Source organism: Azospirillum sp. A1-3 (genome assembly GCF_023806445.1).
Classification (GTDB): Bacteria; Pseudomonadota; Alphaproteobacteria; order Azospirillales; family Azospirillaceae; genus Azospirillum.
The window spans coordinates 2,322,180-2,348,821 of the sequence record NZ_JAMSLU010000001.1; the positions used below are offsets into that span (position 1 = coordinate 2,322,180).

Genomic DNA, 26,642 nt, shown 5'->3' on the forward strand with positions numbered 1-26,642 from the left:
GCCGCTATTGCGCGGCGAGCCTGTCGACGGCCGGCAGCTTTCCGCCGTCATCGGGCAGCCTGATGGTGAAGACCGAGCCCTCGTCGCGCACGCTCTCCACCGTCAGGGTTCCGCCATGGGCGGCGACGATCTTCTGCGTCATGTAGAGCCCCAGCCCCGAGCCCTTGGTCCCACGCGAGGACGAGGCGCGGAAATAGATCGAACCGATGCGCTCCACCTCGTCGGGGCTCATGCCGCGGCCCTGGTCGGCGACGCGGATGACGATGCCGCCCCCATCATCGCCGGCGCTCACCCGGACGGGCGTCTCCGGAGGCGAGTAGCGCAGCGCGTTCTGTACCAGATTGCCGATCGCCACCCCCAGGAACGGCGCGTCGGCCAAAAGCGCGCGGTCGGGGGCCTCCACCGACAACTCCAGACGCTCTTCCGCCTCCGTCCCCGTCAGTCCGGCCCGAACCTCCTCCAACAGCTGGCCCAGCACCACCGGCTCCGGCTTCAGGGCCAGCGCCCCCTGGTCCAGCGCGTCGGCGGACAGGAACAGGTCCACCAGCTCGGCCATCTTGCGGGTGGTGTTGCGGATGCGCAGCAGCCGGGTCAGCGCCAATGGCGCCTCCACCGCACCCGACAGTTCGATCATCTGCGCGGCGCTGTCGATGGAAGCCAGCGGGGTACGGAATTCGTGCGACAGCATGGCGACGAAGCTGCGCTGCTCCTCCGCCCGCTTGGTGGCGAAGGCCGACTCCTCGCGGGCGCGCAGCCGCTCCGTCTGCAGGCGACCGATGCGCAGGGCCAGACCGGTGCCCAGCACCAGCACCGCCAGCATCGAAGCGACTTGGTAGGGATCGGCAATGAAGAAGTCGGCAGGCAGGATGCCCCGCAGGATCAGTTGCGCCATAGTCAATCCGGTCAGCGACACCAGAGTGCTGGCGAGGTAGAAGCGCGGAGTCGGGTCGTCGCGGTTCAGCCAGGCCATCCGCGCGGTCAGCACCAGCGCGACCACCACCACGATCAGCGCCGACACCGTCACGATCGGATTGGTCAGGGCGTAGAGCGGCGAAACCGTCGACGGCAGCATCAGCAGGGCCAGCAGCGCCAGCCCCTGGTAACAGCGGCGCAGCCAGGGGGCTCGGGTCCGCAGATCGAGGATGTACACCCACATGATCAGCGCCGCGGCAAAGCCCAGGAAACCGCTGCTGCCCACCATCATGTTCATGAACCAGCCCGGCAGGTCCGGCAGCAGGGTGGCGGCGATGCCGTTGGCGAACAGGTAGTAACAGAAGACGGTGGCGACATAGCCGGTGTAGGCCAGCAGCGCCCCGTCGCGCAGAAGCAGGCCCAGCGCGACATAGCCCAGGACCAGAATGCCCAGCACCCCCAGGAAAAGCCCCTGGAACAGCAGATCGGTCGTCTGGTGGCCGATATAGGCGGCGGGCGCCCACACCCGCGCCGACAGGCGGATGGCGCTGACCGAATCGACGCGCAGATAGAGCGAGACCGGCTTTCCTTCCGGCATGGTCAGCGGCAGGGCGTGCAGCCGGGTCTTCATCGGCCGCTGGCTGAAGGGAACGAAATCGCCCAGCCGGACCAGCCGATAGGCGGCGGGCTCCTGCGGCCGTCCTGCTGCTGCTGTCGCCTTTGGCCCCATGGCCTTTGGAATGAACAGGTCGAGATGGTCGATATAGGCTTCGCCCATCTCCAGCAGCCAGTCCGCCGGGGCGCCGGGTGCCCGCATCAGGTCGAAGCGGTACCAATGGATATCGCGGGTCTGGCCGGCGCCGCGGAAATCCTCCCGCGGCTCCATCCCGCCGTCGGCATCGGCTTTCAGAACCTCGGCAAAGTCCAGCTTGCGGTCGGGATCGACCAGCCGGGCGAAATGGCTGGCCAGAGTCGCGCTGGTGGTGGCGGGGCCAAGCAGCAATGGCTCCACGGCCGCTCCCGCCGCATGCGCCGCACCGGCGAACCACGACAGGGCCGACCAGAGCAGGACGAACAGCCTTGCGATCCGGCGAAGACGAACGGACATCGAAGCCGCTGGAGCCTCGTCGCGTGTGCCGCCGACGGTCCACCGGGCCGGCAAACAGCCTTTCCCGCTTCCGTCCTCACGGCCGTTGTTCAAGTCCGTCGTCATCGTAAGGCATCGATAAAGCTAAAGTTTTAGGAAAAGATTAAGCTGGTATGCATTTCGTCTTCCTGAATTTCCGTGCTTTTTTTAGACCGGCTCAGATGCGCGAGGGGGACAGCCTGAACTCCACGACGGCGTCGGTCGAGGCGAGGGCGCCGACCAGCGCCATCGGATCGGGGTCGCCCTTTCCCTGCAGCACCAGCTGGCATTCGAACTGGCCGCTGCCGCTGGCGAGGTGAAAGGCCCAGTCGATCACCTCGAACCCGTGCGCCTTGGCCTGCGCCCGCAACGCCTCCGGCGGCGGCGCCTTGTCGCGGGGGAAAACCAGCGTCAGATGGACCACCGACTGGTGGGGCAGCAGGCGCTCGATCGGCCGCAGCAGGCTCATCACCAGAATGGACAACACCGCTCCGGCGACGGCCGCCGCATAGAAGCCGAGCCCGATGATGACGCCGATGGCCGAGGTCGCCCAGATCGACGCGGCGGTGGACAGGCCGCGGATCGACAGCCCTTCGCGCATGATGACCCCGGCGCCGAGGAAGCCGATGCCGGTGACGATGCCCTGGATCACCCGCGTCGGATCCCCGGCCAGGGCCGCCCCCTGCGCCGCCCCCTGCGTCCCGATGCCGCCATACCACATCGACGGGTAGGCGTTGACCACCGTCAGCGCGGCCGACGCCAGGCAGACCAGCCCATAGGTCCGCATCCCGGCCGCCCGGCCGTGATAGCTGCGCTCGTACCCCAGCAGCAGCCCGACCGCCAAAGCCCCTAAAAGATGAAGGAGAATCAACCCGTTGGTCACCAGTTCGGCCGACGACCAGTAGGAGCGCAGCAAATCCATGGTCCATCCTATCGCAAACCGGAGCCTCCGGTTCATGCCCAGGGCGCCAGTCTAGCGCAGCCGGGGCCGGAGCGCCCGCGCGGTGCAAGGCGCCATTCCGTCACAGGGCGTGTACGGCTCCGCTTGACCTGTATCAATTCCAGCCCACCGGAAAGTACCGATACTCAGGGCCGAAAACCGGTACCTAAGGACCAACCAGAAGGACTGGTTGCCGCGACCGGCTCCACCCGTTCCCGCTCCGACCGAGAGTGCCGCCATGAGGCCCATCCCCTCCCCCGTCCTGTCCCATCCGTCCGACCGGAAGGCGACCGACTCCGCGCCGGCCCCGACCCGCCGGGCCGAAGGGCTGATGTTCCTGTCGCTGGCATTCCTGGTCTGGCCGGTGATCGCCGTCGGCACCGTCTCCGCCTACGGCTTCTCGATCTGGATGTACCAGCTCCTCACCCACTGAGTCCCCGACATGCCCCGCGCCCCCGAAGTCCACATCTCCAGCCTCGTCATCCAGCACAGCCCCGACCGCACCGACGCGGTGCGCGAGGCGGCGGCCTCCGTCGCCGGGCTGGAGTGGTGCGCGGCGGAGAACGGCAAGGCGGTGGTGACCCTGGTCACCGCCAGCGCGGCCGAGGTCGTCGACCGCATCGCCGTGCTGAACGCCGTCCCCGGCGTGCACAGCACCACCATGGTCTACCACCACTATGAACCCGCGGACGCGATCGACGCCGCCTGACGGCACCGCCATCCGGGCGCGCCGCATCCGCTCTTCAGACCGAATTTCCTCCAAGACTGGAGTCTCCTTGCCATGTTCCTGTCCCGCCGCGAATACCTGAAGGCGCAAGCCGCCGCTGCCGCCGCCGCGGCGGCCGGAATCTCGCTGCCTGCATCCGCCGCCAACATTCTGACCGGTGAAGGCGCCAAGCTGAACTGGTCCAAGGCCCCCTGCCGCTTCTGCGGCACCGGCTGCAGCGTGATGGTCGGCGTCAAGGACGGCCGCGTGGTCGCCACCCACGGCGACGTGAAGGCCGAGGTGAACCGCGGCCTGAACTGCGTGAAGGGCTATTTCCTTTCGAAGATCATGTATGGCGAGGACCGGCTGAACCAGCCGCTGCTGCGCATGAAGGACGGCAAGTTCGACAAGGACGGCGAGTTCGAGCCGATCACGTGGGACGCCGCCTTCGACATCATGGCGCAGAAGTGGAAGGAGACCCTGAAGAAGAAGGGTCCGACCGCCGTCGGCATGTTCGGCTCCGGCCAGTGGACCATCTATGAGGGCTATGCCGCGTCCAAGCTGATGAAGGCCGGCCTGCGCTCCAACAACCTGGACCCGAACGCCCGCCACTGCATGGCGTCGGCGGTGGCCGGCTTCATGCGCACCTTCGGCATGGACGAGCCGATGGGCTGCTACGACGACATGGAGCAGGCCGACGCCTTCGTGCTGTGGGGCTCCAACATGGCGGAGATGCACCCCATCCTGTGGACGCGCGTCACCGACCGCCGCCTCAGCCACCCCGGCTGCAAGGTTGCCGTCCTGTCGACCTACGAGCACCGCAGCTTCGACCTCGCCGACATCGGCCTGGTCTTCACCCCCGGGTCCGATCTGGCGATCCTGAACTACATCGCCAACCACATCATCAAGACCGGCCGGGTGAACAAGGAATTCGTCGAGAAGCACTGCAACTTCAAGCGCGGCCGTGACGACATCGGCTATGGCCTGCGTCCCGACAATCCCTTGGAGAAGAAGGCGAAGAACGCCGACAAGGCCAACGACTCCGACCCAATCAGCTTCGAGGAGTTCGCCAAGTTCGTCGAACCCTACACGCTGGACAAGGCCCACGAGCTGTCGGGCGTGCCGAAGAACCGGCTGGAGGCGCTGGCCGAGCTGTACGCCGACCCGAAGGTGAAGGTCGTGTCCTTCTGGACCATGGGCTTCAATCAGCATGTCCGCGGCGTCTGGGCCAACAACCTCTGCTACAACATCCACCTGCTGACCGGCAAAATCTCGCAGCCCGGCAACGGTCCCTTCTCGCTGACCGGCCAGCCGTCGGCCTGCGGCACCGCGCGCGAGGTCGGCACCTTCTCCCACCGGCTGCCCGCCGACATGGTGGTGACCAACCCCGAGCACCGCAAGCACGCCGAGGAGATCTGGAAGCTGCCGGAGGGGACCATCCCCGACAAGGTCGGCTATCACGCCGTCCAGCAGGACCGCATGCTCAAGGACGGCAAGCTCAACGCCTACTGGGTCATGTGCAACAACAATATGCAGACGGCCCCGAACACGGCGAAGGAGACCTTCCCCGGCTACCGCAACCCGGAGAACTTCATCGTCGTCTCCGATCCCTACCCGACCGTCACGGCGCTGGCCGCCGACCTGATCCTGCCCACCGCCATGTGGGTGGAGAAGGAGGGCGGTTACGGCAACGCCGAGCGCCGCACCCAGCTGTGGCGCCAGCTGGTCGACGCGCCGGACGGCGCACGCTCCGACCTGTGGCAGATCATGCAGTTCTCCAAGCGCTTCACCGTGGAAGAGGTCTGGCCGGAAGAGCTGCTGAACAAGAAGCCGGAGCTGCGCGGTAAGACCCTCTACGACGTGCTGTTCCGCAACGGTCAGGTCGACCGCTTCCCGCTGTCCGACCTCGACTCGAACTACAACAACTTTGAGGCCAAGGAAGCCGGCTTCTACGTCCAGAAGGGCCTGTTCGAGGAATATGCCGCCTTCGGCCGCGGCCATGGCCACGATCTGGCGCCCTTCGACCAGTACCACCAGGAACGCGGCCTGCGCTGGCCGGTGGTGGACGGCAAGGAGACCAAGTGGCGCTACCGCGAGGGCTCCGACCCGTATGTGAAGGCGGGCGAGGGCATGCGCTTCTACGGCAACAAGGACGGCAAGGCCAACGTCTTCGCCCTGCCCTACGAGCCGCCGGCCGAGGCGCCCGATGCCGACTATCCGTTCTGGCTCAGCACCGGCCGCGTGATCGAGCACTGGCACAGCGGGTCGATGACCATGCGGGTTCCCGAACTGCGCAAGGCCTTCCCGAATGCCGTGGTCTTCATGCACCCCGACGACGCCAAGGAGCTGAACGTCCGGCGTGGCCAGGAGGTGCGCGTCACCTCCCGCCGTGGCGAGGTGCGGGTGCGGGTCGAGACGCGCGGACGCAACAAGCCGCCGCGCGGCCTGGTCTTCGTTCCCTTCTTCGACCAGACGGTCCTCATCAACAAGGTGACGCTCGACGCCACCGATCCCATCAGCAAGCAGACCGACTACAAGAAATGCGCGGTCAAGATCACGCCCGTCGTGAACGCCTGAGGAGTGCCGGCATCATGAAGACCCGTTTCCTGATTGCCGCGCTGGCCCTGCTGGCCGGCATCCCGGCCCTGACCATCGGCGTCGCCACCAGCGGCGTGGCCGCCGACAAGCCCGCGGTTTCCAGCGGCACCGGCACGGTGGGGGGGATCAAGGTCCCCTCCACCAACCACCCGATCACGTTGGACGTGCCGGCCGAGGCGACCCACCGCGAGATCACCGACGACCAGAAGCGCGTGCGCAACTACGCCGACCAGCCGCCGCTGATCCCGCATGCCGTCCGCGACTATCAGATCGACCTGAACATCAACAAGTGCCTGACCTGCCACGACCGCCGCAACACGGCGGGCTCGCAGGCGCCGATGCTGTCGGTCACCCATTTCCAGGACCGTGACGGCCAGACGCTGGGCACGGTGGCGGCGCGCCGCTACTTCTGCACCCAGTGCCATGTGCCGCAGACCGACGCCCAGCCGATCGTTCCCAACAGCTTCCAAGACTTTGACTCGGTCCTGGGCCATGCCCAAGGCGGCCAGAAATGAAAATCCGCGACGCAGTGCTGTGCCTGTGGCGGCTGTTCGCCCGTCCCAGCGTCCATTTCAGCCTGGGCTTTCTCACGTTGGGCGGCTTCATCGCCGGCGTCGTCTTCTGGGGCGGCTTCAACACCGCCCTGGAGGCCACCAATAAGGAAGCCTTCTGCATCAGCTGCCACGAGATGCGTGACAATCCCTATGAGGAGCTGAAGCAGACCATCCACTTCACCAACCGGTCGGGCGTGCGCGCCAGCTGCCCGGACTGCCACGTCCCGCACCAGTGGACCGACAAGATCGCCCGCAAGATGCAGGCGTCGAAGGAGGTCTGGGGCAAGATCTTCGGCACCATCGACACGCGCGAGAAGTTCCTCGACAAGCGCCGCGAACTGGCCGAGCACGAATGGGCGCGGCTGAAGGCGAACAACTCGCTGGAATGCCGCAACTGCCACAGCGCCGATTCGATGGACATCACCAAGCAGAACCCGCGCGCCGCGAAGATGCACGAGACCTATCTGTTCACCGGCGAGAACACCTGCATCGACTGCCACAAGGGCATCGCCCACCGCCTGCCCGACATGCATGGCGTGGAGCCCGGCTGGAGCATGAAGACCAGCCAGAAGTAAGCGTCTAAGTAAGGAAACAGCCCCGCCTCCGGAAGGAGCGGGGCTGTTTGCGTTTCACGGGAAACGTGTCAGTCGAAAGTCCAGGGATTGAGCAACGCAACACCCATCGGCTCGAAATCCCTGGTGTTCCGCGTCACCACCGTCAGACGATGAACCAGTGCCGTTGCGGCAACCATGCTGTCACGCTCGGGGCGCGGAGTCGGTACATGCAATGTGGCGCAACGTCGGGCCACGTCGGCATCGACAGGCAGGACCCGCCCCCGGAACGCGACCACGATGTGGCCATCGATCCACCCGCGCAACGCCGCGCCATGGGCGGGATCCTTTCGCGCCACCAAACCGGCGCCACGTTCGATCTCGAACAGGGTGATTGCCGAAATGAACAGGTCGGCCGGCATCACTTTGGAAGCCCAGGTCACCAAGCCGGCATTGGCACGTGCCGGCCGCCGCAACTCCGTCACCGCATTGGTATCCAACAGATACATCAGTCCAAATCCACCGGGCGGGCTATGGTCTGAAGCTTCGGCGGGTCGAAATCAAAATCCGCTTCATCTCCATCCTGCCGCAGCAGGTCCAAAAGCGAGCCCCCCTCACCGGACAGGCGGCGATACGTGTCATAGCGCAACAGGACAAAGGCCGGTTCGCCGCGATCGGTAACGATCACAGGCCCGTCCTCAGCCGCTCGTTTGGCCTCGCTCGGGTTCTGATTGAACTCACGGCTGGAAATCATGCGCCCCATGGTGTCCCCCTTCTGACAACCGCTGTTCGCGCATCGACACAGACGACCGTAGCGAAGAGGATAGAGGTAGACCCAAGTCGGCACAAGTCCGATGTAGCTACATACCTACATCAAATCTTCACTCACCCCAGCATCGCCACCACCGACAGCGCCAGCAGCGTCACCAGCACCGCCTCGCCCAAACCCACCAGCCCGCGCAGCGCGAGCGCGATGGCCCAGGTGGTCAGGTCACGGCGGTGGCGAACCTCCTTCAGCAGGCGTTCCTGGATACCGGCGACGGTGCGGCGGGCCGACAGGCTGGCGATGCCGCCGACCAGCGCCACCACCCCGGTGCCGAGCACGAAGTACAGCGCTCCCTTCCAGCCGGCGAAATGGTCGGGGTCGTTCAGGTAATGCCCGGCGCCGACGATGATCCAAACCGCCGCCGGCCAGACGCCGACGATCTCCGGCCCTGGTCCTTCTCCCTTCGGCCCCTCTTTCGCCCCATCCTTCTCCTCGCCCATCGCCGCCCCCTCAGCCACCCGGCACATGGCGGTAGGCCAGCACGCGGGTCGCCGGTCCGCCTTCGACATCAGCCAGCGGCAGCAGCAGCTCGACGAACTTCGCCCCCGGCAGCATCGGGTCGTCACGCACCAGCAGGCAGCGCGGCTCACCGCTTTCCAGGCAGGCGCGCAGGTCGGACAGCCAGCGCTGCGCCGCCTGTTCCGGATGGCAGTCGCTCACCCGCCGCGTCGTCGGCCGTTCGGCCAGCCGGCGTTGCAGGGCGCGGCCGCAGGATTTGTAGACGAAGTCGCTGCCATCGGCGGTCGGCTCCATCAGGGCGATGCGCGGCACGCTCTCCCGCACCTGGGCGGTGTCGATCTCGGTCGCCAGCGGCATGCGGCGCTTGCGCTTCAGCCTCACCCAGTGGGTGTAGAGAATGCGGACCTGCGGCGTCTGCTCCACATCGATCACGTCGGCCCGGCAGGGCGGCGGCGGTGCGTCGATCACCGGGGTGACGACCGGGGCCGCGGCGAAGGCGGCGGCGGGCGGCACCAACTGGGAAGACGCCTGCGAAACCTGTTGGGGCATCGGCCGCGAGGCCGCGGCGGTGACCAGCGTGTGCGCCTGTCCCGCCGGCGTGTGGCCGATCCGCCCACCATGCTTCTTCAGCATCGGCAGCGGCGCCCAGGCGCTGCAGGTGTGATAGCCCTTGGTGATGCGGCGGTAGTCCTGGCTGCTGGCGGTGCGGCATTCGCCCTCCACCCCGTGGCGGGCCACGTACACCAGCGTGTTGTCCTCCGACAGCGCGCGCTCCCCACCCCACGAGACGCAGGCGGCGCAGGCGCGGCTGTCCTTGGCGAATGCGTGGCTCATCGGGGCGTATCTCCAAAGGGTATGCGAAACGGGAGAATGGGAATTGATGCGTCCCTTTCCCCATCGGTTCAAGGGCCGCATGGGCCGGAACTGTCCTGCCCGAGATTCAGTCATGCGAGGGTGGCATCCATGCCACCCCTTCCCCCCCGGCCCGGAACCCCCTATAAGGGGGCCTTGCACGACATGCCCATCCCCGCTCTCCGTCTCCGGTCCTCCGGCGCCGGGGGGTTTTCGGCTGACCACACTTCAGAGAAGCGGACCCATGCCCAAACGCACCGACATCAAATCCATCTGCATCATCGGCGCGGGTCCGATCGTCATCGGACAGGCTTGCGAGTTCGACTATTCCGGCGTTCAGGCGTGCAAGGCGCTGCGCGAGGAAGGCTATCGGGTCATCCTCGTCAACTCCAACCCGGCCACCATCATGACCGACCCCGGTCTGGCCGACGCCACCTACATCGAGCCGATCACCCCGGCCGTCGTCGCCAAGATCCTGGAGAAGGAGCGTCCCGACGCCCTGCTGCCGACCATGGGCGGCCAGACCGCGCTGAACACGGCGATGGCGCTGTCCGACGACGGCACGCTGGAGCGTCTGGGCGTTGAGATGATCGGCGCCAAGCGCGACGTCATCGCCAAGGCCGAGGACCGCATCCTGTTCCGCGACGCCATGGACAAGCTGGGCCTGGAATCGCCCAAGTCGCGCATGGTCCGCACGCTGGACGAGGGCATGGAGGCGCTGGAACTGGTGGGCCTGCCCGCCATCATCCGTCCCAGCTTCACGCTGGCCGGCACCGGCGGCGGCATCGCCTACAACCGGGCGGAGTTCGAGGACATCGTGCGCGGCGGCCTGCGCGCCAGCCCGGTCGGCGAGGTGCTGATCGAGGAGTCGGTGCTGGGCTGGAAGGAGTATGAGATGGAGGTCGTGCGCGACGGCGCCGACAACTGCATCATCGTCTGCTCCATCGAGAACATCGATCCGATGGGCGTCCACACCGGCGACTCGATCACGGTCGCCCCGGCGCTGACGCTGACGGACAAAGAATACCAGATCATGCGCAACGCCTCGATCGCGGTGCTGCGCGAGATCGGGGTGGACACCGGCGGCTCGAACGTCCAGTTCGCGGTCAACCCGGCCAACGGCCGCCTGATCGTGATCGAGATGAACCCGCGCGTGTCGCGCTCCTCGGCGCTGGCGTCGAAGGCCACCGGCTTCCCGATCGCCAAGATCGCCGCCAAGCTGGCCGTCGGCTATCGCCTGGACGAGCTGACCAACGACATCACCGGCACCACGCCCGCGAGCTTCGAGCCGACGATCGACTATGTCGTCACCAAGATGCCGCGCTTCACCTTCGAGAAGTTCAAGGGGTCGGAGCCGCTGCTGACCACCTCGATGAAGTCGGTGGGCGAGGCGATGTCGATCGGCCGCACTTTCCAGGAGTCGGTGCAGAAGGCGCTGCGCTCGATGGAGACCGGCCTGACCGGCTTCAACGAGCTGAAGATCGGCGGGGAGGAGAACCCGGACCGCACCGCCATCCGCGGCGCGCTGGCCACCCCGACGCCCGACCGCCTGCTGGTCATCGCCCAGGCCTTCCGCCACGGCTTCTCGGTGGACGAGGTGCAGGCCGTCTCCAAGTACGACCCGTGGTTCCTTGAGCAGATCAAGGAGATCACCGACCGTGAGGCGGCGATCCGCGACGGCGGCCTGCCGACCGACAAGGCCGGCTGGCTGAAGCTGAAGCAGATGGGCTTCTCCGACGCCCGCCTGGCCGAACTGGCCAAGACCAGCGAGGCGGCGGTCGCCGCGGCGCGGCGCATGGCCGGCGTCACCCCGGTCTACAAGCGCATCGACACCTGCGCCGCCGAATTCGCCTCGGCCACCCCCTACATGTACTCGACCTACGAGACCGACGGGACCGGCGAGGCGGAGTGCGAGTCCGAGCCGACCGAAGCGAAGAAGGTCGTCATCCTCGGCGGCGGTCCGAACCGCATCGGCCAGGGCATTGAGTTCGACTATTGCTGCGTCCATGCCGTCTACGCCCTGCAGGAGGCCGGCATCGAGACCATCATGGTCAACTGCAACCCGGAGACCGTCTCCACCGACTACGACACCGCCGACCGCCTGTATTTCGAGCCGCTGACGGCCGAGGACGTGGTGGAGCTGGTGCGGGTCGAGCAGCGCAAGGGCAACGTCCTGGGCTGCATCGTGCAGTTCGGCGGCCAGACCCCGCTGAAGCTCGCCGCCGCGCTGGAGGCCGCCGGCATCCCGATCCTGGGCACCTCGCCCGACGCCATCGACCTGGCCGAGGACCGCGAGCGCTTCCAGAAGCTGCTGCATGAACTGAACCTGAAGCAGCCGGCCAACGGCCTCGCCCGCTCGCTGGAAGAGGCGGAGGCCGTCGCCACCCGCATCGGCTTCCCGGTCGTCATCCGTCCGTCCTACGTGCTGGGCGGCCGGGCGATGGAGATCGTCCACGACATGGCCGGTCTGCAGCGCTACATGGGCACTGCCGTGCAGGTGTCGGGCAAGAACCCGGTGCTGATCGACAGCTACCTGCAGGACGCCATCGAGGTAGACGTCGACGTCGTCTGCGATGGCGCGCAAGTCTATGTCGCCGGCGTGATGGAGCACATCGAAGAGGCCGGCATCCACTCCGGCGACAGCGCCTGCGCCCTGCCGCCCTACACGCTCCCCCCCGACATCATCGCCGAGATCAACCGCCAGTCGGACGCGCTCGCCCATGCGCTGAAGGTGGTCGGTCTGATGAACGTGCAGTTCGCGGTCAAGGACGGCACCGTCTACATCCTGGAGGTCAATCCGCGCGCCAGCCGCACGGTGCCCTTCGTCGCCAAGGCCACCGGCACCGCCATCGCCAAGATTGCGGCCCGCGTCATGGCGGGGGAGAAGCTGTCCTCCTTCACCCTGAACGGCCCGACCCCGCCGCACACCGCGGTCAAGGAAGCGGTCTTCCCCTTCGCCCGCTTCCCCGGCGTCGACATCGTGCTGGGTCCGGAGATGAAGTCGACGGGCGAGGTCATGGGCCTCGACCACAACTTCGCGCTGGCCTTCGCCAAGGCGCAGCTCGGCGCCGGCGTCACCCTGCCGGTCAAGGGCAGCGTCTTCGTCTCGGTCAAGGACCACGACAAGCCGGCGCTGGCGGTGATCTCCAAGAAGCTGCACGAGATGGGCTTCCGCATTCTCGCCACCTCCGGCACCGCCAAGGTGCTGAGCGATGCCGGCGTGCCGGCGGAGACCATCAACAAGGTGGTGGAAGGCCAACCGCACATCGTCGACTCCATGATCAACGGCGACGTGCATCTGGTCATCAACACCACGGAAGGCGCCCAGGCGCTGGCCGACAGCTTCAGCCTGCGTCGCACCGCGCTGACCTACAACATTCCGTATTACACCACCGTAGCGGGAGCACGCGCGGCAGTGGAAGCGATTGCCGCACTCCGGAACGGCAGCCTTGAAGTCGCCCCGTTGCAGTCGTACCTTAGCGGATCGTATTAAGGACGGACGACGGCGCGGCGGACCTCCTCCGCGCCGTCTTCGTCCTTGATGTCGCTTTGGACAGGTCGAACGACTGCAAGCGGTGATGGACCGAACATGGAAAAAGTTCCGATGACAGCGGCGGGCTTCAACCGCCTCCAGGAGGAATTGAAGCACCTTAAGATCACCGAACGCCCGGCGGTCATCAAAGCCATCGCGGAAGCCCGCGAACATGGCGACCTTTCGGAAAACGCCGAGTATCACGCGGCGCGCGAACGTCAGAGCTTCATTGAAGGCCGCGTGCTGGAGCTTGAGGACAAGATCAGCCGGGCCGAGGTCATCGACCCGGCCAAGCTGACCGGCAACACCGTGAAGTTCGGTGCGACCGTGACCCTGGCCGACCAGGACACGGACGAGGAGACGACCTATCAGATCGTCGGCCAGGACGAGAGCGACATCAAGAACCGCCTTCTGTCGATCCAGGCGCCGCTGGCCCGCGCCCTGATCAACAAGGCCGTCGGCGACAGCGTGGAAGTTTCCACCCCCGGCGGCTCCAAGCTGTACGAGATCGTTTCGGTCGAGTTCCGTTGAGGGTGTAACCCTCTCCCCCAAAATCCCCCCTCTCCCTTCGGGGAGAGGGTCGGGGTGAGGGGGATGCACAGAGTGGATTCTCGGTAAGGGGCCGCCGCCCCTCACCCCCCAAGCTTCTCTTTGAAAAACTCCATCACCCGCTGGATCGCATCCGAGCGGGCGTCTTCGTTGGTGCCGACGTGGGCGGTGCCGCCGGGGACGGTGGCAAGATCCTGGCGCTTGCGCACCGGGGCGTCCGGCGCATCGAAGCCGTGATAGGCGTCGGGGTAGACCACCAGATCGACCTTGTCCTTGACCCCGTCGCGGCCGGCCAGATCAATGCAGGCCTGCGGCGGCGTCCAATCGTCCTTGCCGCCGGCCAGCAGCAGAAGCGGACCGTCGGGCTGCCAGTCCTCGTTGCTCAACGGCGCCTTGCAGCCGGGGTAGAAGGCCACGGCGGCACGGAAGCCGCCCTCCTCCGTCCCGGCCGGTCCATCCTCGCCGGCGCTATAGGCGGCCAGCACGGTGCTGGCGCCCTGCGACCAGCCGATCAGGCCGATGCGCTCATGATCGACGTCCGGCCGCTTGCGCAGGAAGGCCAGCGCCCCCCAGGCGTCGCGCTTGCGCTCCATTGTGGCGCGGACGGTGCGGTCCTTCAGCGCGGTGGTGCAGACCTCCTCCACATCGCGCGGCCCGAAGCTGTCGACCATCAGCACCTCGAAGCCCTGCCGCTGCAGGTGGGTGGCCCACCAGACATGGCGCGGCGACACCCGGCCGTTGCGGGCATAGAGACCGCCGCAGCCATGCAGCATGACCACCGCCGGATGCGGACCGTTGCCAGCGGGCCGCAGCAGCCGGCCGCTCAGCATCGTCGGCGCCCCGCCGGTCAGATCCCCGTCGGCGGAGGGAAAGCGCACGATCTCCTCGGCATGGACGCCGACGGCGGCCTGCGCCGGCCCCGCCAGCGCCAATTGCCCGAGAACCATCACCCCGACACCGGCACACAGCGCCGCGCCCAACACAGCCGCGCGACCGCGGGCGGAAGCCTTCATTCTGCAACGTCCCCGACGTCCGGCGCCAGCCACGACGGCGGCGCTCGCGGTTGCAATATTAATCCTCTGCGATGCGGAAGACCATGGGCGGCCCGCAATTGTCTCCATCGCCGGGATTAGGTGTCGGCGGCTGCCTTGCGGCGACGTTTGCGCTAGGGTGCGGGGCCATGACCGAATCCGAATCCCGCTCCCCCACCCCGCCCTTCGGCGCCTTCTGCCTCTATTGGCTGCGGCTGGGGCTGACCAGCTTCGGCGGGCCGGCCGGGCAGATCGCGATGATGCAGAGCGAGCTGGTCGACCGCGGCCGCTGGATCGACCAGACCCGCTTTCTGCACGCGCTGAACTTCTGCATGCTGCTGCCGGGCCCGGAGGCCCAGCAGCTCGCCACCTACATCGGCTGGCGGATGTATGGCGTGCGCGGCGGGTTGGTGGCGGGCGGGCTGTTCGTGCTGCCGGGAGCGCTGGTCTTGCTCGCCCTGTCCTGGATCGCCGCCGCCCATGGCGACGCCGGACCGGTCGCTGCGCTGTTCGACGGCATCAAACCGGCGGTGGTGGCGATCATCGCCGCCGCGGTCTGGCGGATGGGCCGCCGCACGCTGAAGGGGCCGGCAGCCGTCGCCATGGCCGGCGCCGCCTTCCTGGCGCTGTTCGCGCTGCACCTGCCCTTCCCGCTGGTGATCGGCACCGCAGCGGTGATCGGCGGCGTGGCCGCGCATGCCGGCCGCCACTGGTTCGCCCACCCGCATCCGCTGACCGACAGCGATGCCGACCCGGCGGAGGCGGCGCCGGGACGCGGCCGGCTGGCGGTCCTTGCGGGCCTGTTCGTCCTGCTGTGGCTGGTTCCGGTCGGAGCAATCCTGCTGGCCTTCGGGAGCGACCCCTGGCGCGGCGTCGCGGCGCTGTTCACCAAGGCTGCCCTCGTCACCTTCGGCGGCGCCTATGCCGTGCTGCCCTACATCGCCGGGCAGGCGGTGGACGCCTATGGCTGGCTCAGCCCGCGCGAGATGGTCGACGGCTTGGCATTGGCCGAGACGACTCCGGGGCCGCTGATCCTGGTGACGCAATATGTCGGCTTCTTCGCCGGCTGGAACCGGCCGGGCGCGCTGTCACCGGCGCTGGCGGGAGCACTGGGGGCGGCGCTGACGACCTACGTCACCTTCCTGCCCTGCTTCCTGTTCATCTTCGCCGGCGCGCCCTATGTGGAGCGGCTGATCCACAACCGTCTGGCCACGGGGGCGCTGGCCGCCATCGCCGCGGCGGTGGTGGGGGTGATCCTGAACCTGGGCGTCTATCTGGGGGTGGCTGTGCTGCTGCCGGACGGCCGGACGGACGGGCACATGATCTGGACCTGGGCGATCATGCTGGCCGGGCTCTATGCGCTGACCCGCCGCAACATGGCGATCCACTGGGTGGTGCTGGGGGGAGCCGCGGCGGGCCTGCTCCAGGCGCTCGCCGCATCTTCCCTATAGCATCTTCCTTGTAAGGCGAGCCCCTGACCCCGCTCAGCGCCGGGTGGCGCGGGCGGGCGTCTCGGCCTCGTCCTCGACGAAATCCTCGTCCTCGTCGTCCTCGGTCCCTTCCGGGATGTCGGGCGAATCGACGTCGATGGGAACGCCGGGGGTATGCTTGCTGGTGCGGATCGACAGCGCCGACTTCACATGGGCGACGTTGGGGGCCGCCGTCAGCTTGGTCGTCAGGAAGCGCTGGTAGTCGTCCCAGTCCTCCGCCACGATCTTCAGGATGAAATCATATTCGCCGGCCAGCATGTTGCACTCACGCACCAGCGGCCAGCTGTTGACGAGCTCCTCGAATTTCTTTAGGTCCGCTTCGGCCTGGCTGCTGAGGCCGACCTGGGCGAACACCGTGACGCCGAACCCGAGTGCATCGGGGTTGACGTCGGCGTGGTAGCCACGGATGAATCCCGCCTCCTCCAGCGCGCGGACGCGGCGCAGGCAGGGCGGAGCGGAGATGCCGGCACGTCGGGCAAGCTCCACATTGGTCATCCGGCCGTCGTTCTGCAGATCGCGCAGAATCCGACGGTCAATTCGGTCGAGTTTGACCCGCCGCATGGTTTACTCGGTCGCTCCGGGGGTGATTTGGAGAAAGGATATTACACGGGCATGGTGTCTACGCCAAGACGGAAACCCCCGCAAGGGCGAGCAACCCGGATAACGGTCTTTTCGCCGCAATCCCCTTCGCAGCCACAACGATCCGAGTTCTCATGCAACCTTTGACCTGCTGGCCCCTTACCTGCTGGGTCGTGTCGGACGGCAAGGCCGGCATGGAAAACCAGTGCATCGGCCTGGCGGAGTCGCTTGGCCTGACGCCGGTCGTCAAGCGCGTCCACCTGCGCACGCCCTGGCGCCAGCTGACCCCCTACTGGCGCATCGGCAACCGCTTCGCCGCCGGTCCGAAAGGCGATCCGGTGGAGCCGCCCTGGCCCGACATCCTGATCGGCACCGGGCGGCAGTCCATCGCCGTCTCGCTGGCGGTGCGCCGCCAGTCGGGCGGCCGGACCTTCACCGTCCAGATCCAGGATCCGGTGATGAACCCGCGGCATTTCGACCTCGTCGTCGTGCCGCGCCACGACAAGCTGCGCGGCGACAATGTGCTGGTGACCCGCGGCGCCCTGCACCGGGTGACGCCCGCCATCCTGGCCGACGCGGCAGAGCGATTCGCCCCAAAGCTGGCCCATCTGCCGCACCCGCGCATCGCCGTGCTGATCGGCGGCGACAACGGCGTCTACCGCCTGACGCCCACAATCATGGGCGACGTGGCCGAGAGGCTGGCCAACCTGACGCGCACCCACGGCGCCGGGCTGATGGTCACCCCGTCGCGCCGGACCGGCGCCGACAACGAGGCGATCCTGCGCGCCCGCCTGTCCGGCCTGCCGGCGGAGGTGTGGGACGGCACCGGCGAGAATCCTTACTTCGCCTATCTCGGCTTGGCGGATGCGGTGGTGGTGACCTGCGACAGCGTGTCGATGACGTCGGAGGCCTGCTCCACCGGCAAGCCGGTCTATGTGATCGAGCTGGAGGGCGGATCGCCCAAGTTCCGTGCCTTCCATGACGGGCTGTACCAGGACGGCATCACGCGGCCCTTCGACGGGTCGCTGGACCAGTGGAGCTATCCGCCGCTGAACGAGACGGAGGTGGTGGCCGACGAGGTGCGCCGCCGCCTGTCCGCCCACCGCAAGCGATTCGGTCTGTAGCGACAAGCCGGCGGGGTGCGGCGCGACCAATGCGCGCACCCCGCTGGCAAGACCGGTTTGGGGGCAGAGTTCCGCCGTGGGCCATGTCATAAGCGCTGGCGAACCGGCCGTCTCCGAAAAGCACGGTCCGGGGCCGTCCTTCCATCCGGAACCCGCCGCCATGACCACCCCCGACGCCGTTTCCGCCTCCTTCCTGCGTTGCCTAGAAAATAGCCGGCCGTTCGACCAGCCGTACAATCACTGGCTGCTGACCGAGGCGTTGCCGGAGGAGTCCGCCGACGCCATCGCCGACCTGCCCTGGGGGCCGCCGCCGGTGTCCGACACCTATGGCAAGCGCGAGACCAACAATGCGTCGCGCACCTATTTCGGTGAGGAAAACCGCGCCAAATATGCCGTGTGCGAGACGGTGGCCCAGGCCTTCCAGAGCCGCCCGGTCGTGGACGCCATCCAGAAGACCTGCAACGTCGACCTGACCGGCACCAGCCTGCGCATCGAATATTGCCAGGACACCGACGGCTTCTGGCTGGAACCGCACACCGACATCGGCGTCAAGAAATACACGATGCTGATCTATCTCTCGAAGGGGCCGAACTGCTCGCATTGGGGCACCGACGTGCTGGACGAGAGCCGGACGGTCGTCGCCCGCGCGCCCTACGCCTTCAACGAGGGGCTGATCTTCATCCCCGGAAGCAATACTTGGCATGGGTTCGAGAAACGTCCGATCGACGGCGTGCGCAAATCGATCATCGTCAACTATGTCGGCCCCGAATGGCGGGCACGGCAAGAGTTGTGCTTCCCAGACAAACCTGTTGCATAAAACTTCCGTCGTGGTTAAGTGACGCCGGTTTTGGGGGGCAAAGCCATCGTCGGCACGCTCTTTGGGAGTTCCATAGCCATGTCCATGCTTGATCTGGACAAATTCCGCGCCACCCCCCTGCAGCACGATCCCTATGATTTTCTGTGCGTTCCGGGTTTCGTGAAGCGGGAGTTTCTTGAAGAGCTGCACCGCGACTATCCCAAGGTCGACAAGCCCGGTTCGATCCCGCTGGGCGTCTTCCCGCAGGGGCCGAGCTTCGACCGGATGATCGCCGAACTGAAGGGGCCGGAGGTCTGCAAGGCCTTCTCCGACAAGTTCGGTCTGGATCTGTCGAAGTATCCGACCATGTTCACGGCGCGCGGCATGTGCCGGCCGACCGACGGCAAGATCCATCCGGATTCGGCCAGCAAGGTCATCACCGTGCTGATCTACATGAACCCGCCCTGGGAGGCGACCGGCGGCCGCCTGCGCATCCTGCGCTCCCAGAACCTGGAGGATTACGCCGCCGAGGTCCCGCCGGAGGAAGGCACCCTGATGTGCTTCCGCCGCAGCGACACCTCCTGGCACGGCCACTATCCCTTCGAAGGCCAGCGCCGCGCGATCCAGATGAACTGGGTCAAGGGCAGCGTCTATATCTGGCACGAACAGTGGCGCCACCGCATCGGCGCCTGGGCAAAGGGCGTCTTCGGCGGCCAGCAGTCGGCAGGCTATTGAGGACGGTGGGTTTTTAGGGCCGATTATCCGCCGTCATCCCCGCGAAGGCGGAGATGACGGCCGAAAGACGTGAAACTCCGAAGGACCGCATCCCTTCTCAGTCGATCAGATCCTCGACCTCGCGGATGCGGCCATTGTCGATCATGAACTGGACCAGTTCCGGGCGCTGCTTGCCCAGCGTGCGGTGACGCTGGCGGACGGCGGCGACCAGATCACCGTTGCGGCCGAGGATATCGTCGGCGAACTCGATCATGCGCAGGTTGGGCCAGGTCTGGGCGCGGATGCCCACCACCGTCCCCACCGCGTCGGCCGCCGGAAGGTCGGGGCGCGCCTGGGCCAGGATCATGGTCAGCGCAGCGGTGGACCGCGATACGCCGGCATGGCAGTGGACCAGCAGATGGCGGCAATCCACCGGCTCGGCCAGCAGGTCGCGGCCGAAGGCCAGGATGCGTTCCACATCCGACCGTTCCGGTGCGATCTGGCCGCGGGTCGGTTCGATGATGTCGTGGAAGCGCAGTTCCAGCCGCTCATGCTCGCCGTAATCGCCGAACTCGCTCGGCTCCGTCATCTCGGGGTCGAGGATGGACAGCACGTGGCTGACCTTGCCGCCGCCGAAATTGCAAAGCTCGCTGAGACCGCAGACGGTCAGGCCGAAAGGCACGAAATCGCTGGCCATCATTCTCTCGTTCGATTGCGGAGGAAGGAAACGGAGGGCTGGGGAAGCGCATTTGGCACCCGGTGCCGCAGCGCCGTCAACCCGGCGGTCAGGTCAAAGAACGTTGAACAGATAGAGCAGGAGGATGACGGGAATCGGAATGCCGACCAGCCACAGCAGAATACCGCGCACGAAGCCTCTCCTTCCGTCGTTGCAACGGGCGATCCGACCGGCCGGAGCCGGCCCTCTCACCCGTTACAACGGTGCGGCCGCCGGTTGGTTGCAGCGGCGGATAAGACCCTCAGGCCTCGTCGCTCCCCTCGCCGTCGGAAACGGCCGGGCCGGCGTCTTCAGCAGACGGCGGCGTCGGACGCGGGCGGCGGGTGCGCAGCTTCTTCAGCAGCAGCGAGAAGGGCTTCAGCGCGGTGTCCATGATGGTCTGGTCACCCTCCAGCCGCGACAGCAGGAAGGCGCCGGCCTCCAGGGTGGAGACGCTGTCGCGCCGCGGCTCCTTGCGCGCCTGCCCATAGAGTGAGCGGAACTGCGGGTTCAGCACGATGCGGCGGCATTTCAGCAGCCAGGCATTGCGCCACCACAGGGTCTTGGCCTGGCTCCAGGTGCCGTCCAGGACGATGACGCCCTCCAGATCCTCCAGGATGTCGGCGCTGTCGCGGAGCGGCTGGCCGTCCTTGTCGACCACCGCCACCTCCGGCCGGGGAGCGCCGCCGTCCTTCACCGGGCCGAGATACAGCACGCCCCAGCGCTTGGGATCGACCTCCCGCCCCAGGATGCGCTTCAGCCCCGGCCAGCTCAGCCCGACCTTCACCATCGAGTTGGCGAACTGCAGATGGGCGATCTGGGCGGTGCCCAGATTTTCCCGCTTCTCCTGCGGGTGCTGCAGGATCAGCAGGAACACGCCGTTCTTGATCGGCTGCACTGCCTCGCAAACGCACAGATGATTAGGTTTTAGGCAGGTCGGGCAAGAATCGGGTACGGGGGCGCTGTGCATGGGAGGTACGCATTCCTTGAAGAGGATTGGCCCCGAATATGGGTTGGAACGGCACGGAAGGGAACACATCTCACACGGTACGGCGGCGATGCCCGATCGAAGGGCGATGGCCGCCACGGCGTGTACGACAGTGTCCCTCGTGTCATACCGGTTCATGTGGGTTCGAGTGGCTTCGTATAAACCGTTTGTAGAGACTTAGTCGTGTGTCATGGAACTCGTGTGACGCGCTTAACAGCTGGCCTGGAACTTGCGTAGTTATTATCCAGGCAAACAGGACGACGGGTGGGCCAGGACCGGCCTTAGTCAGGCTGATCCACGGTGCCATCCGGCGCTCAGAAGGAGACCTGCCATGCTGCCCGCCCACCTTGCCGACCGCCTGCTGAAGCAGCGCCGCGATGCCGACAGCGCGGAATTCGCCCGCCAGCTGCCGCTTTACGCACCGCTGGATGCCGACGACCCGCGCTGGATGACCGAGCCGGACGGATCGGAGCAACCCGCCCGCCGCGAGCCCGATTGGGCCACCAACTACTGATTCGGCACTAGCGCGCGATAGCCGGTTTGCGGTGATCCGACAAACGACCCTGTCGGTTGTCGGACATCGAGTGCGAGGCCATCGAGTGCAGGGCCATCGAGTGCCGGACCGGCCATAGCCCCGAGTCGCTTCGCGCGGCCTGCCCAAGGCCGGTTCCATCCTCTTGCCCCACGTCGCGCCAGCCCTCCCCGTCCCAGGAGAGGGTCCAGTGGCCCGGGCGACCGCCCCGGCACCGTTCCAGCGCGACGGACCAGCGCGCTTTTCCCAGTCCCGGCGGGCCTCCGGCCGGGCGCGGGGCCGCATCCTCCTCCCCATCCAGGCTGGGTGCCGCATCCAAGCGCCAGCGGGTCACCGCGGCGCTGAGCCCTTCCGCCCGCCGGCCCTCCGCCAGCCGGTTGCGTCCACCCGACGCACCCAAACCCGCGCCCACGTCCAGCAGGAAGCCGGTCACCCCCGACGACTCGGCGGCGAGTTGCAGCCGCCGGCTGGCGGTGAGGTCCAGCCCCTCCAGCTCGCCCAGCACCGCCGACAGGGCGGAGCAGCGCAGCGCCTCCTCCATCGCCCACAGCGCATCGACCGGCCGCACCGCCCGCACCGCCACCAGCCGGTCCGGCGTCAGCCCATAGGCCGCCAGCCCCGGGGCATACAGGTCGCGCCCGCGCAGGATCCACAGCGCCGGCATTCTCGGCGTCGCCAGCCGGGCCAGCAGCGCCGCGGCGAAACCGGTGCCCGCCCCCGGATGCTCCGCCGCCACCGCATGCAGGCAGCCCAGCGGCAGCCCGCCGTCGGGCAGATGCCCGTCGACCGCGTCGATGCCGAACGGCAGGATCTTCCCTCCCTCCCCGCCCGCCCCCTCGATCCGCCGGATGCGCGCGCGCAGGTCGGCCAGCACGCCGGCACGATCACGCGGCGCAGCCTCCGCGGACGGGGAAGGGGACGACAGGACAGGCATGACTCGACTCCGCTCGACAGGCATATGTTCCTGATATGCTCTATCATGGAGCCATGTCGAGGGGGAGTCTGCGACTCCTGTCTTGTCCTGTGACCGATTGCCCGAAGGCTCGCCGACCTCTCAGGTCCAGGGCAATCGCTTGAAGAAATCGCTTGTAGGATTCCCGTGGTGACGCGGTTGTGATTCATAGGAACCTCCGCATGGAGGGAGGTTTGGATGGAGGGAGAAGAAGCGGTTCGTGGAGTTCTGTGGCATCTGAGCGGTCTGGAGGACCCTCGCCAAGCGTGCAAAGTGGTGTATCCGTTGCGCGAGGTATTGCTGGTGGTGCTGTGCGGCACGTTGAGCGGCTGTGACGATTTCGTCGAGATGGCTGCCTGGGGACGTCAGCATCTCGGCTTTCTGCGCGGCTTCGCACCGTTCACCCGCGGGGTTCCCAGCCATGACACGCTCAACGACGTGATCAACGCGCTCGACGCCGATCTGTTCGAAGAGTGTTTCGCCGCTTGGGTGGATGAGGTGTGTGGCGGCGCCCCGGAGATCGTCGCGCTGGATGGCAAGACCATGCGGCGCTCGGGCAGCCGGCGCACCGGAGCGCGCCCGCTGCATGTGGTCTCGGCTTGGGCCAGTCGGCAGCGTCTGGTTCTGGCGCAGGAAGCGGTGGCCGACAAATCGAACGAGATCACCGCGTTGCCGCGCCTGCTCGAACGGGTGGCTCTGCCTGGCTGTCTGGTGACCATCGACGCCATCGGCTGTCAGCGCGAGTTGGCCGAGCAGATCGTCGGACAAGGTGCAGACTATGTGCTGGCGCTCAAGGCCAACCAGCGTGGCCTGCACGCCAGCGTGCGGCGTGCTTTCGAGGAGCGCCGGCTACACGGCGACTTCGGACTGGTGGTGGCGCAGACCACCGACGGCGACCACGGGCGCATCGAAGTGCGCCGTCATTACGTGCTGCACGATGTGGCATGGCTGAAGGGCCGGCATGATTGGCCGCAGTTGGCGGCGGTGGCGCTGATTGAAGCCAGCGTCGAGTGCAACGGCGCCCTCAGCCAGTCGCGGCGCTATTACCTCAGTTCGCGCCCGCTCGACGCCGCCGCATTCGGTGCCGTGGTGCGCGGGCACTGGGGCATCGAGAACGCTCTGCACTGGGTGCTCGACGTGGTGTTCGGCGACGATCACGCCCGCGTCCGCAGCCGCTTTGGCCCTAGGAATATGGCCCTGGTCAAACGGATGGCCATCAACCTCCTCAAAGCCCCCCAGGATCGAAATTCCCTCAAGGTGCGTCGGAAAATGGCTGCTTGGTCAACCGATTACCTCGGCGCTCTCATTCATGGAAAGACATGAATGTCTTCAAGCGATTCCCGTGCTCTCAGGTCAATTGCCGATGGGCGTGACGCCGATCTTGCTGCGCGGGGCGGCCTTGATGGTCGGGCCGGCATTGTCGACCGGCTTCTCCAGGGTGGTGGAGGTGCCGCGGCTGCCGCGCGGCGTATTGCTCTTCAGGCTGAGCAGATGCAGCCGGACATAGGCGGTGGACCCGCCGGCCTTCACCGCCACCCAATCGCTGTTGTGCACCCGGCCCAGCGTGGTCACCGCCTGCCCTGCCCCCAGCGTGGCGACGACGCCCGCACCGGCGGACGGCTGGGCGCGGAGCGGAGTCGGCTTGTCCACCTGCCATTCCCCATAGATCGGTTCCAGCCCCGCCCCGGTATCGGGCGCGGTGCGCACGGTCGGCGGATTCGGAATCCGCTGGTACGGCATGCAGCCGGGAACCATCAGCGTGGCCAGGGCCACCATCAGCGGAAGGGAACGCACACGCCGGATCATCGCTCACCTTGATATGGATCGGTGATTTGCGGGAAGGGTACGGGGGAGCCGTGGACCTTCGGCGCGACCATACAGGAGGCGGGGGCCATTTCGCCACCGCAGCGCACCCAACGTCGCTATGCGCTTTTTGGGACGGGCTGCGCAGGAACCCGGAGCTGCCCTGCGTATCTTCCATCGGGATGCCCGGCCCAGACGCCCGGCATCACCGGGGTTGCCGCGCAGCCTTGTGGGTTCGGATGCGCGGCACGGGGAAAGGCGACCGGCGGGTGGCGCCGGTCGCCTTTTCCTTTGAACAAAGTCGGAGCGGTTGGGGAAGGTCGAATCCGCCTCAGACTGCCCGGCTGTGCCGCCCGGCGCCCTTGGACAGGTGGGTGTCGAAACGGGCGGCGACGATGCGCATCAGGGGGCGGGCGCTCTCCGGCACATGGACGCGCCGGCCCTCCACCACCGCGACACCGTCGGCGACCAGATCGGCCATCCCCTCCAACTCCGCGTCGAAGGCCGACTCAGGCAAGCCGTGAGCTTGGGCGATGGCGGCGGTGTCGACCGACAGGTCGCACATCAGCCGCATGATCAGGTCGCGCCGCACCTTGTCGTCCGTGGTCAGCGCGATGCCCTTGCCGGTGGGTAGGCGGCCTTCCTCGATGGCGGTGGCGTAATGGTCGAAGGGTACGGCGTTCTGCACATAGCCCTGCGGCAGCGCGCCGATGGAGGAGGAACCGAAGCCCAGCAGCACCTCGGCGTCGTCGGTGGTGTAGCCCTGGAAGTTGCGGCCCAGCCGCCCCTCCTCCTGCTGCACCGCCAGTTCATCGCCGGGACGGGCGAAATGGTCGAGACCGATGGCGCTGTAGCCGGCGGCGGCCAGCGTGTCGCCGATGGCGGCGAACTGCTCCCACCGGCCAATCGAACCGGCCAGCGCCGCCTCGTCGATCTTCTTCTGGTGGGTCTTCATCCACGGCACATGGGCGTAGCCGAAGACCGACAGCCGGTCCGGCGCCATCTCCAGCGCGATCTCGGCGGAACGGGTGACGCTCTCCACCGACTGATGCGGCAGGCCGTACATCAGGTCGAGGTTGACGCTGGTGATCCCGGCCTCCTTCAGCCAGGCCAGCGCCTGTTCGGTGACGGCGCGCGGCTGGACGCGGTTGATCGCCTGCTGCACCGTCTCGTCGAAATCCTGCACGCCCAGCGAGGCGCGGTTGACACCGGCGCGGCCCAGCGCCGCGGACATCTCCGCCGTCAAGGTGCGCGGGTCGATCTCCACCGCCAGTTCGGCATCGGCGGCGACGTCGAAGCGGGTGCGCAGCAGCGCGATGATCGCCTCGAAATCGTCCGGCGCCATCATGGTCGGGGTGCCGCCGCCGAAATGGATGTGGCGCACCGCCAGCCGGCCGGGAACGCGCTCCGCCACCATGGCGATCTCGCGCCGCAGATGGCCGAGATACTCGGCGATCGGCTCGTAGCGCGCGACGATCTTGGTGTGGCAGCCGCAGTACCAGCACATCTTCTGGCAGAAGGGAATGTGCAGGTAGAGCGAACCCGAGCGGGCGGGATCGATCGCCTCCAGCCAGCCGCCATAGACGTCGCCGTTCACCTTGGGGGTGAAGTGCGGCGCGGTCGGGTAGCTGGTGTAACGCGGCACCCGCAACCCGTCATACTTGGCGAGCAGCGCGGGATCGACACCGTGGGAACGGGACGGGGCGGGGGCCGGCTTTACGGCCAGGGCGGTGATGGCGTTCATGAGCGACAGAGTGCCGCAGTCCCCCCACCCCCGCCTTGATCCACGTCAAGATCGCAGGGACCGCCTTTTCAGCGCTTCGCCGCGGCGGCGGCCAGACGCTGTTCCAGATGCTCGTGCAGCAGGTTCAGGTTCATCCGGTTGGCCTTGAAGGCGATGTCGAACACCGTGCCCAGCACCGGGACGGACCCGCCGGCCCAGTCCAGCAGGACGTTGAAGACCATGCGGGCCACCAGCGTCTTGGGCAGGTCGAAGCGGGCGGCCTCCATGATGATGTAGGCGGAAACCAGCGCGGTCGCGGTGTCGCCCGCCACCGGCACCAGGCTGGCGATGCCATCCAGCCCGACCGGGATGCGGGTGAAGGGGATGTGCCAGCGGCTGTCCATCAGGCGGGACAGGCGGCGCAGCCGCTCCAGCCGCTGGAAGTCGATGGGGATCGAGCTGCCGGACCCGCCCGGCGGGGGATCTTCGGCAACGGTGCGCCGGCGTGTGCGGATGGCGTCGATCATCGCATGTCCCCCCGATCTGTCGGTCCCGCGCCTGCCGCGCGACTCCCCACCAAGGAAGAACCG

General features: G+C 67.2%; 27 protein-coding genes. 13 read left to right on the forward strand and 14 right to left on the reverse strand.

Translation table 11 applies throughout. The features are described from left to right. Positions 1 to 4: 4 nt before the first annotated feature. Together M5E06_RS11140 and M5E06_RS11145 are read right to left on the reverse strand one after the other, a co-directional pair. Positions 5 to 2,020 (reverse strand): sensor histidine kinase, encoded by a 2,016-nt coding sequence (locus M5E06_RS11140; RefSeq protein ID WP_252138206.1) that lies wholly within the window; start codon positions 2,018 to 2,020, stop codon positions 5 to 7. 196 nt (positions 2,021 to 2,216) lie between these two features. Continuing rightward, positions 2,217 to 2,960 (reverse strand): MgtC/SapB family protein, encoded by a 744-nt coding sequence (locus tag M5E06_RS11145; protein WP_252138207.1) that lies wholly within the window; start codon positions 2,958 to 2,960, stop codon positions 2,217 to 2,219. 256 nt (positions 2,961 to 3,216) lie between these two features. Here M5E06_RS11145 and M5E06_RS11150 point away from each other — a divergent pair, with 256 nt between their 5' ends. From M5E06_RS11150 to M5E06_RS11170, 5 genes are all read left to right on the forward strand, one after another. Further along, a complete protein-coding gene (locus tag M5E06_RS11150; RefSeq protein ID WP_109075229.1) occupies positions 3,217 to 3,411 on the forward strand; it encodes a periplasmic nitrate reductase, NapE protein in 195 nt (64 codons plus the stop codon). Between the two features lie 9 nt (positions 3,412 to 3,420). Then, positions 3,421 to 3,687 (forward strand): chaperone NapD, encoded by a 267-nt coding sequence (locus tag M5E06_RS11155; RefSeq protein WP_109075228.1) that lies wholly within the window; start codon positions 3,421 to 3,423, stop codon positions 3,685 to 3,687. 72 nt (positions 3,688 to 3,759) lie between these two features. Then, entirely contained in the window at positions 3,760 to 6,261 is a 2,502-nt protein-coding gene (gene napA, locus M5E06_RS11160; RefSeq protein WP_252138208.1) for a nitrate reductase catalytic subunit NapA, read from the forward strand. A 14-nt stretch (positions 6,262 to 6,275) separates the two neighbouring features. Continuing rightward, entirely contained in the window at positions 6,276 to 6,797 is a 522-nt protein-coding gene (locus M5E06_RS11165; protein WP_252138209.1) for a nitrate reductase cytochrome c-type subunit, read from the forward strand. Next, complete coding sequence (locus M5E06_RS11170) at positions 6,794 to 7,411, forward strand: cytochrome c3 family protein (protein ID WP_109152276.1); 618 nt, start codon at positions 6,794 to 6,796, stop codon at positions 7,409 to 7,411. The genes M5E06_RS11165 and M5E06_RS11170 overlap by 4 nt, the downstream gene beginning before the upstream one ends. A gap of 68 nt (positions 7,412 to 7,479) precedes the next feature. Here M5E06_RS11170 and M5E06_RS11175 read toward each other — a convergent pair whose 3' ends face one another. From M5E06_RS11175 to M5E06_RS11190, 4 genes are all read right to left on the reverse strand, one after another. Next, complete coding sequence (locus M5E06_RS11175) at positions 7,480 to 7,896, reverse strand: type II toxin-antitoxin system VapC family toxin (protein ID WP_252138210.1); 417 nt, start codon at positions 7,894 to 7,896, stop codon at positions 7,480 to 7,482. Beyond that, the gene (locus tag M5E06_RS11180) at positions 7,896 to 8,150 is read right to left on the reverse strand and encodes a type II toxin-antitoxin system Phd/YefM family antitoxin (RefSeq protein ID WP_252138211.1); all 255 of its coding nucleotides are present in this window, start codon (positions 8,148 to 8,150) and stop codon (positions 7,896 to 7,898) included. Before M5E06_RS11180 ends, M5E06_RS11175 begins: the two co-directional genes overlap by 1 nt. A 122-nt stretch (positions 8,151 to 8,272) precedes the next feature. After that, positions 8,273 to 8,680: a hypothetical protein gene (locus tag M5E06_RS11185; protein ID WP_252138552.1), complete on the reverse strand. Its 408-nt coding sequence runs from the start codon at positions 8,678 to 8,680 to the stop codon at positions 8,273 to 8,275. Then, on the reverse strand, positions 8,664 to 9,506 hold the full coding sequence (locus M5E06_RS11190; protein ID WP_252138212.1) for a PAS domain-containing protein: 843 nt from the start codon (positions 9,504 to 9,506) through the stop codon (positions 8,664 to 8,666). Before M5E06_RS11190 ends, M5E06_RS11185 begins: the two co-directional genes overlap by 17 nt. Positions 9,507 to 9,768: 262 nt before the next feature. Here M5E06_RS11190 and carB point away from each other — a divergent pair, with 262 nt between their 5' ends. Continuing rightward, positions 9,769 to 13,017 (forward strand): carbamoyl-phosphate synthase large subunit, encoded by a 3,249-nt coding sequence (gene carB, locus M5E06_RS11195; RefSeq protein WP_252138213.1) that lies wholly within the window; start codon positions 9,769 to 9,771, stop codon positions 13,015 to 13,017. A gap of 96 nt (positions 13,018 to 13,113) precedes the next feature. Beyond that, the gene (gene greA / locus M5E06_RS11200; protein WP_085090382.1) at positions 13,114 to 13,587 is read left to right on the forward strand and encodes a transcription elongation factor GreA; all 474 of its coding nucleotides are present in this window, start codon (positions 13,114 to 13,116) and stop codon (positions 13,585 to 13,587) included. Positions 13,588 to 13,688: 101 nt separating this feature from the next. On the opposite strand, the gene M5E06_RS11205 is transcribed toward greA, so the two are convergent. Next, entirely contained in the window at positions 13,689 to 14,618 is a 930-nt protein-coding gene (locus tag M5E06_RS11205) for a dienelactone hydrolase family protein (protein WP_252138214.1), read from the reverse strand. Between the two features lie 167 nt (positions 14,619 to 14,785). Here M5E06_RS11205 and chrA point away from each other — a divergent pair, with 167 nt between their 5' ends. Then, a complete protein-coding gene (chrA, locus tag M5E06_RS11210; RefSeq protein WP_252138215.1) occupies positions 14,786 to 16,087 on the forward strand; it encodes a chromate efflux transporter in 1,302 nt (433 codons plus the stop codon). 33 nt (positions 16,088 to 16,120) lie between these two features. On the opposite strand, the gene M5E06_RS11215 is transcribed toward chrA, so the two are convergent. Beyond that, positions 16,121 to 16,687, reverse strand: a complete 567-nt coding sequence (locus M5E06_RS11215; protein WP_085090385.1) for an Lrp/AsnC family transcriptional regulator — start codon at positions 16,685 to 16,687, stop codon at positions 16,121 to 16,123. A gap of 152 nt (positions 16,688 to 16,839) precedes the next feature. Here M5E06_RS11215 and M5E06_RS11220 point away from each other — a divergent pair, with 152 nt between their 5' ends. The 3 genes from M5E06_RS11220 (at position 16,840) to M5E06_RS11230 (ending at position 19,360) form a co-directional block, all read left to right on the forward strand. Next, on the forward strand, positions 16,840 to 17,829 hold the full coding sequence (locus M5E06_RS11220; protein WP_252138216.1) for a mitochondrial fission ELM1 family protein: 990 nt from the start codon (positions 16,840 to 16,842) through the stop codon (positions 17,827 to 17,829). Between the two features lie 160 nt (positions 17,830 to 17,989). Next, entirely contained in the window at positions 17,990 to 18,646 is a 657-nt protein-coding gene (locus M5E06_RS11225) for a 2OG-Fe(II) oxygenase (RefSeq protein ID WP_252138217.1), read from the forward strand. A 78-nt stretch (positions 18,647 to 18,724) separates the two neighbouring features. Continuing rightward, on the forward strand, positions 18,725 to 19,360 hold the full coding sequence (locus tag M5E06_RS11230; RefSeq protein ID WP_109152268.1) for a 2OG-Fe(II) oxygenase: 636 nt from the start codon (positions 18,725 to 18,727) through the stop codon (positions 19,358 to 19,360). 97 nt (positions 19,361 to 19,457) lie between these two features. Here M5E06_RS11230 and M5E06_RS11235 read toward each other — a convergent pair whose 3' ends face one another. Both M5E06_RS11235 and M5E06_RS11240 read right to left on the reverse strand, forming a co-directional pair. Continuing rightward, positions 19,458 to 20,039, reverse strand: coding sequence for a tyrosine phosphatase family protein (locus M5E06_RS11235; protein ID WP_252138218.1), 582 nt, complete (start codon positions 20,037 to 20,039; stop codon positions 19,458 to 19,460). Positions 20,040 to 20,316: 277 nt separating this feature from the next. Continuing rightward, positions 20,317 to 20,952 carry a DTW domain-containing protein gene (locus tag M5E06_RS11240; RefSeq protein WP_252138219.1) on the reverse strand — a complete coding sequence of 212 codons (636 nt, stop codon included), beginning with the start codon at positions 20,950 to 20,952 and terminating at the stop codon, positions 20,317 to 20,319. A gap of 421 nt (positions 20,953 to 21,373) precedes the next feature. On the opposite strand from M5E06_RS11240, the gene M5E06_RS11245 reads away from it, so the two are divergent. Continuing rightward, positions 21,374 to 21,556, forward strand: a complete 183-nt coding sequence (locus tag M5E06_RS11245; protein ID WP_149197804.1) for a hypothetical protein — start codon at positions 21,374 to 21,376, stop codon at positions 21,554 to 21,556. A gap of 7 nt (positions 21,557 to 21,563) precedes the next feature. Here M5E06_RS11245 and M5E06_RS11250 read toward each other — a convergent pair whose 3' ends face one another. Beyond that, positions 21,564 to 22,508, reverse strand: coding sequence for an ImuA family protein (locus tag M5E06_RS11250; RefSeq protein ID WP_252138220.1), 945 nt, complete (start codon positions 22,506 to 22,508; stop codon positions 21,564 to 21,566). A gap of 216 nt (positions 22,509 to 22,724) precedes the next feature. On the opposite strand from M5E06_RS11250, the gene M5E06_RS11255 reads away from it, so the two are divergent. Then, positions 22,725 to 23,849, forward strand: a complete 1,125-nt coding sequence (locus M5E06_RS11255; RefSeq protein WP_252138221.1) for an ISAs1 family transposase — start codon at positions 22,725 to 22,727, stop codon at positions 23,847 to 23,849. Positions 23,850 to 23,879: 30 nt separating this feature from the next. On the opposite strand, the gene M5E06_RS11260 is transcribed toward M5E06_RS11255, so the two are convergent. The 3 genes from M5E06_RS11260 to M5E06_RS11270 form a co-directional block, all read right to left on the reverse strand. Further along, positions 23,880 to 24,320 carry an SH3 domain-containing protein gene (locus M5E06_RS11260; RefSeq protein WP_252138222.1) on the reverse strand — a complete coding sequence of 147 codons (441 nt, stop codon included), beginning with the start codon at positions 24,318 to 24,320 and terminating at the stop codon, positions 23,880 to 23,882. A gap of 340 nt (positions 24,321 to 24,660) precedes the next feature. Continuing rightward, the gene (gene hemN, locus M5E06_RS11265) at positions 24,661 to 26,073 is read right to left on the reverse strand and encodes an oxygen-independent coproporphyrinogen III oxidase (RefSeq protein WP_109075212.1); all 1,413 of its coding nucleotides are present in this window, start codon (positions 26,071 to 26,073) and stop codon (positions 24,661 to 24,663) included. A gap of 68 nt (positions 26,074 to 26,141) precedes the next feature. Further along, complete coding sequence (locus tag M5E06_RS11270; protein WP_252138223.1) at positions 26,142 to 26,579, reverse strand: DUF4112 domain-containing protein; 438 nt, start codon at positions 26,577 to 26,579, stop codon at positions 26,142 to 26,144. Positions 26,580 to 26,642 lie beyond the last annotated feature (63 nt).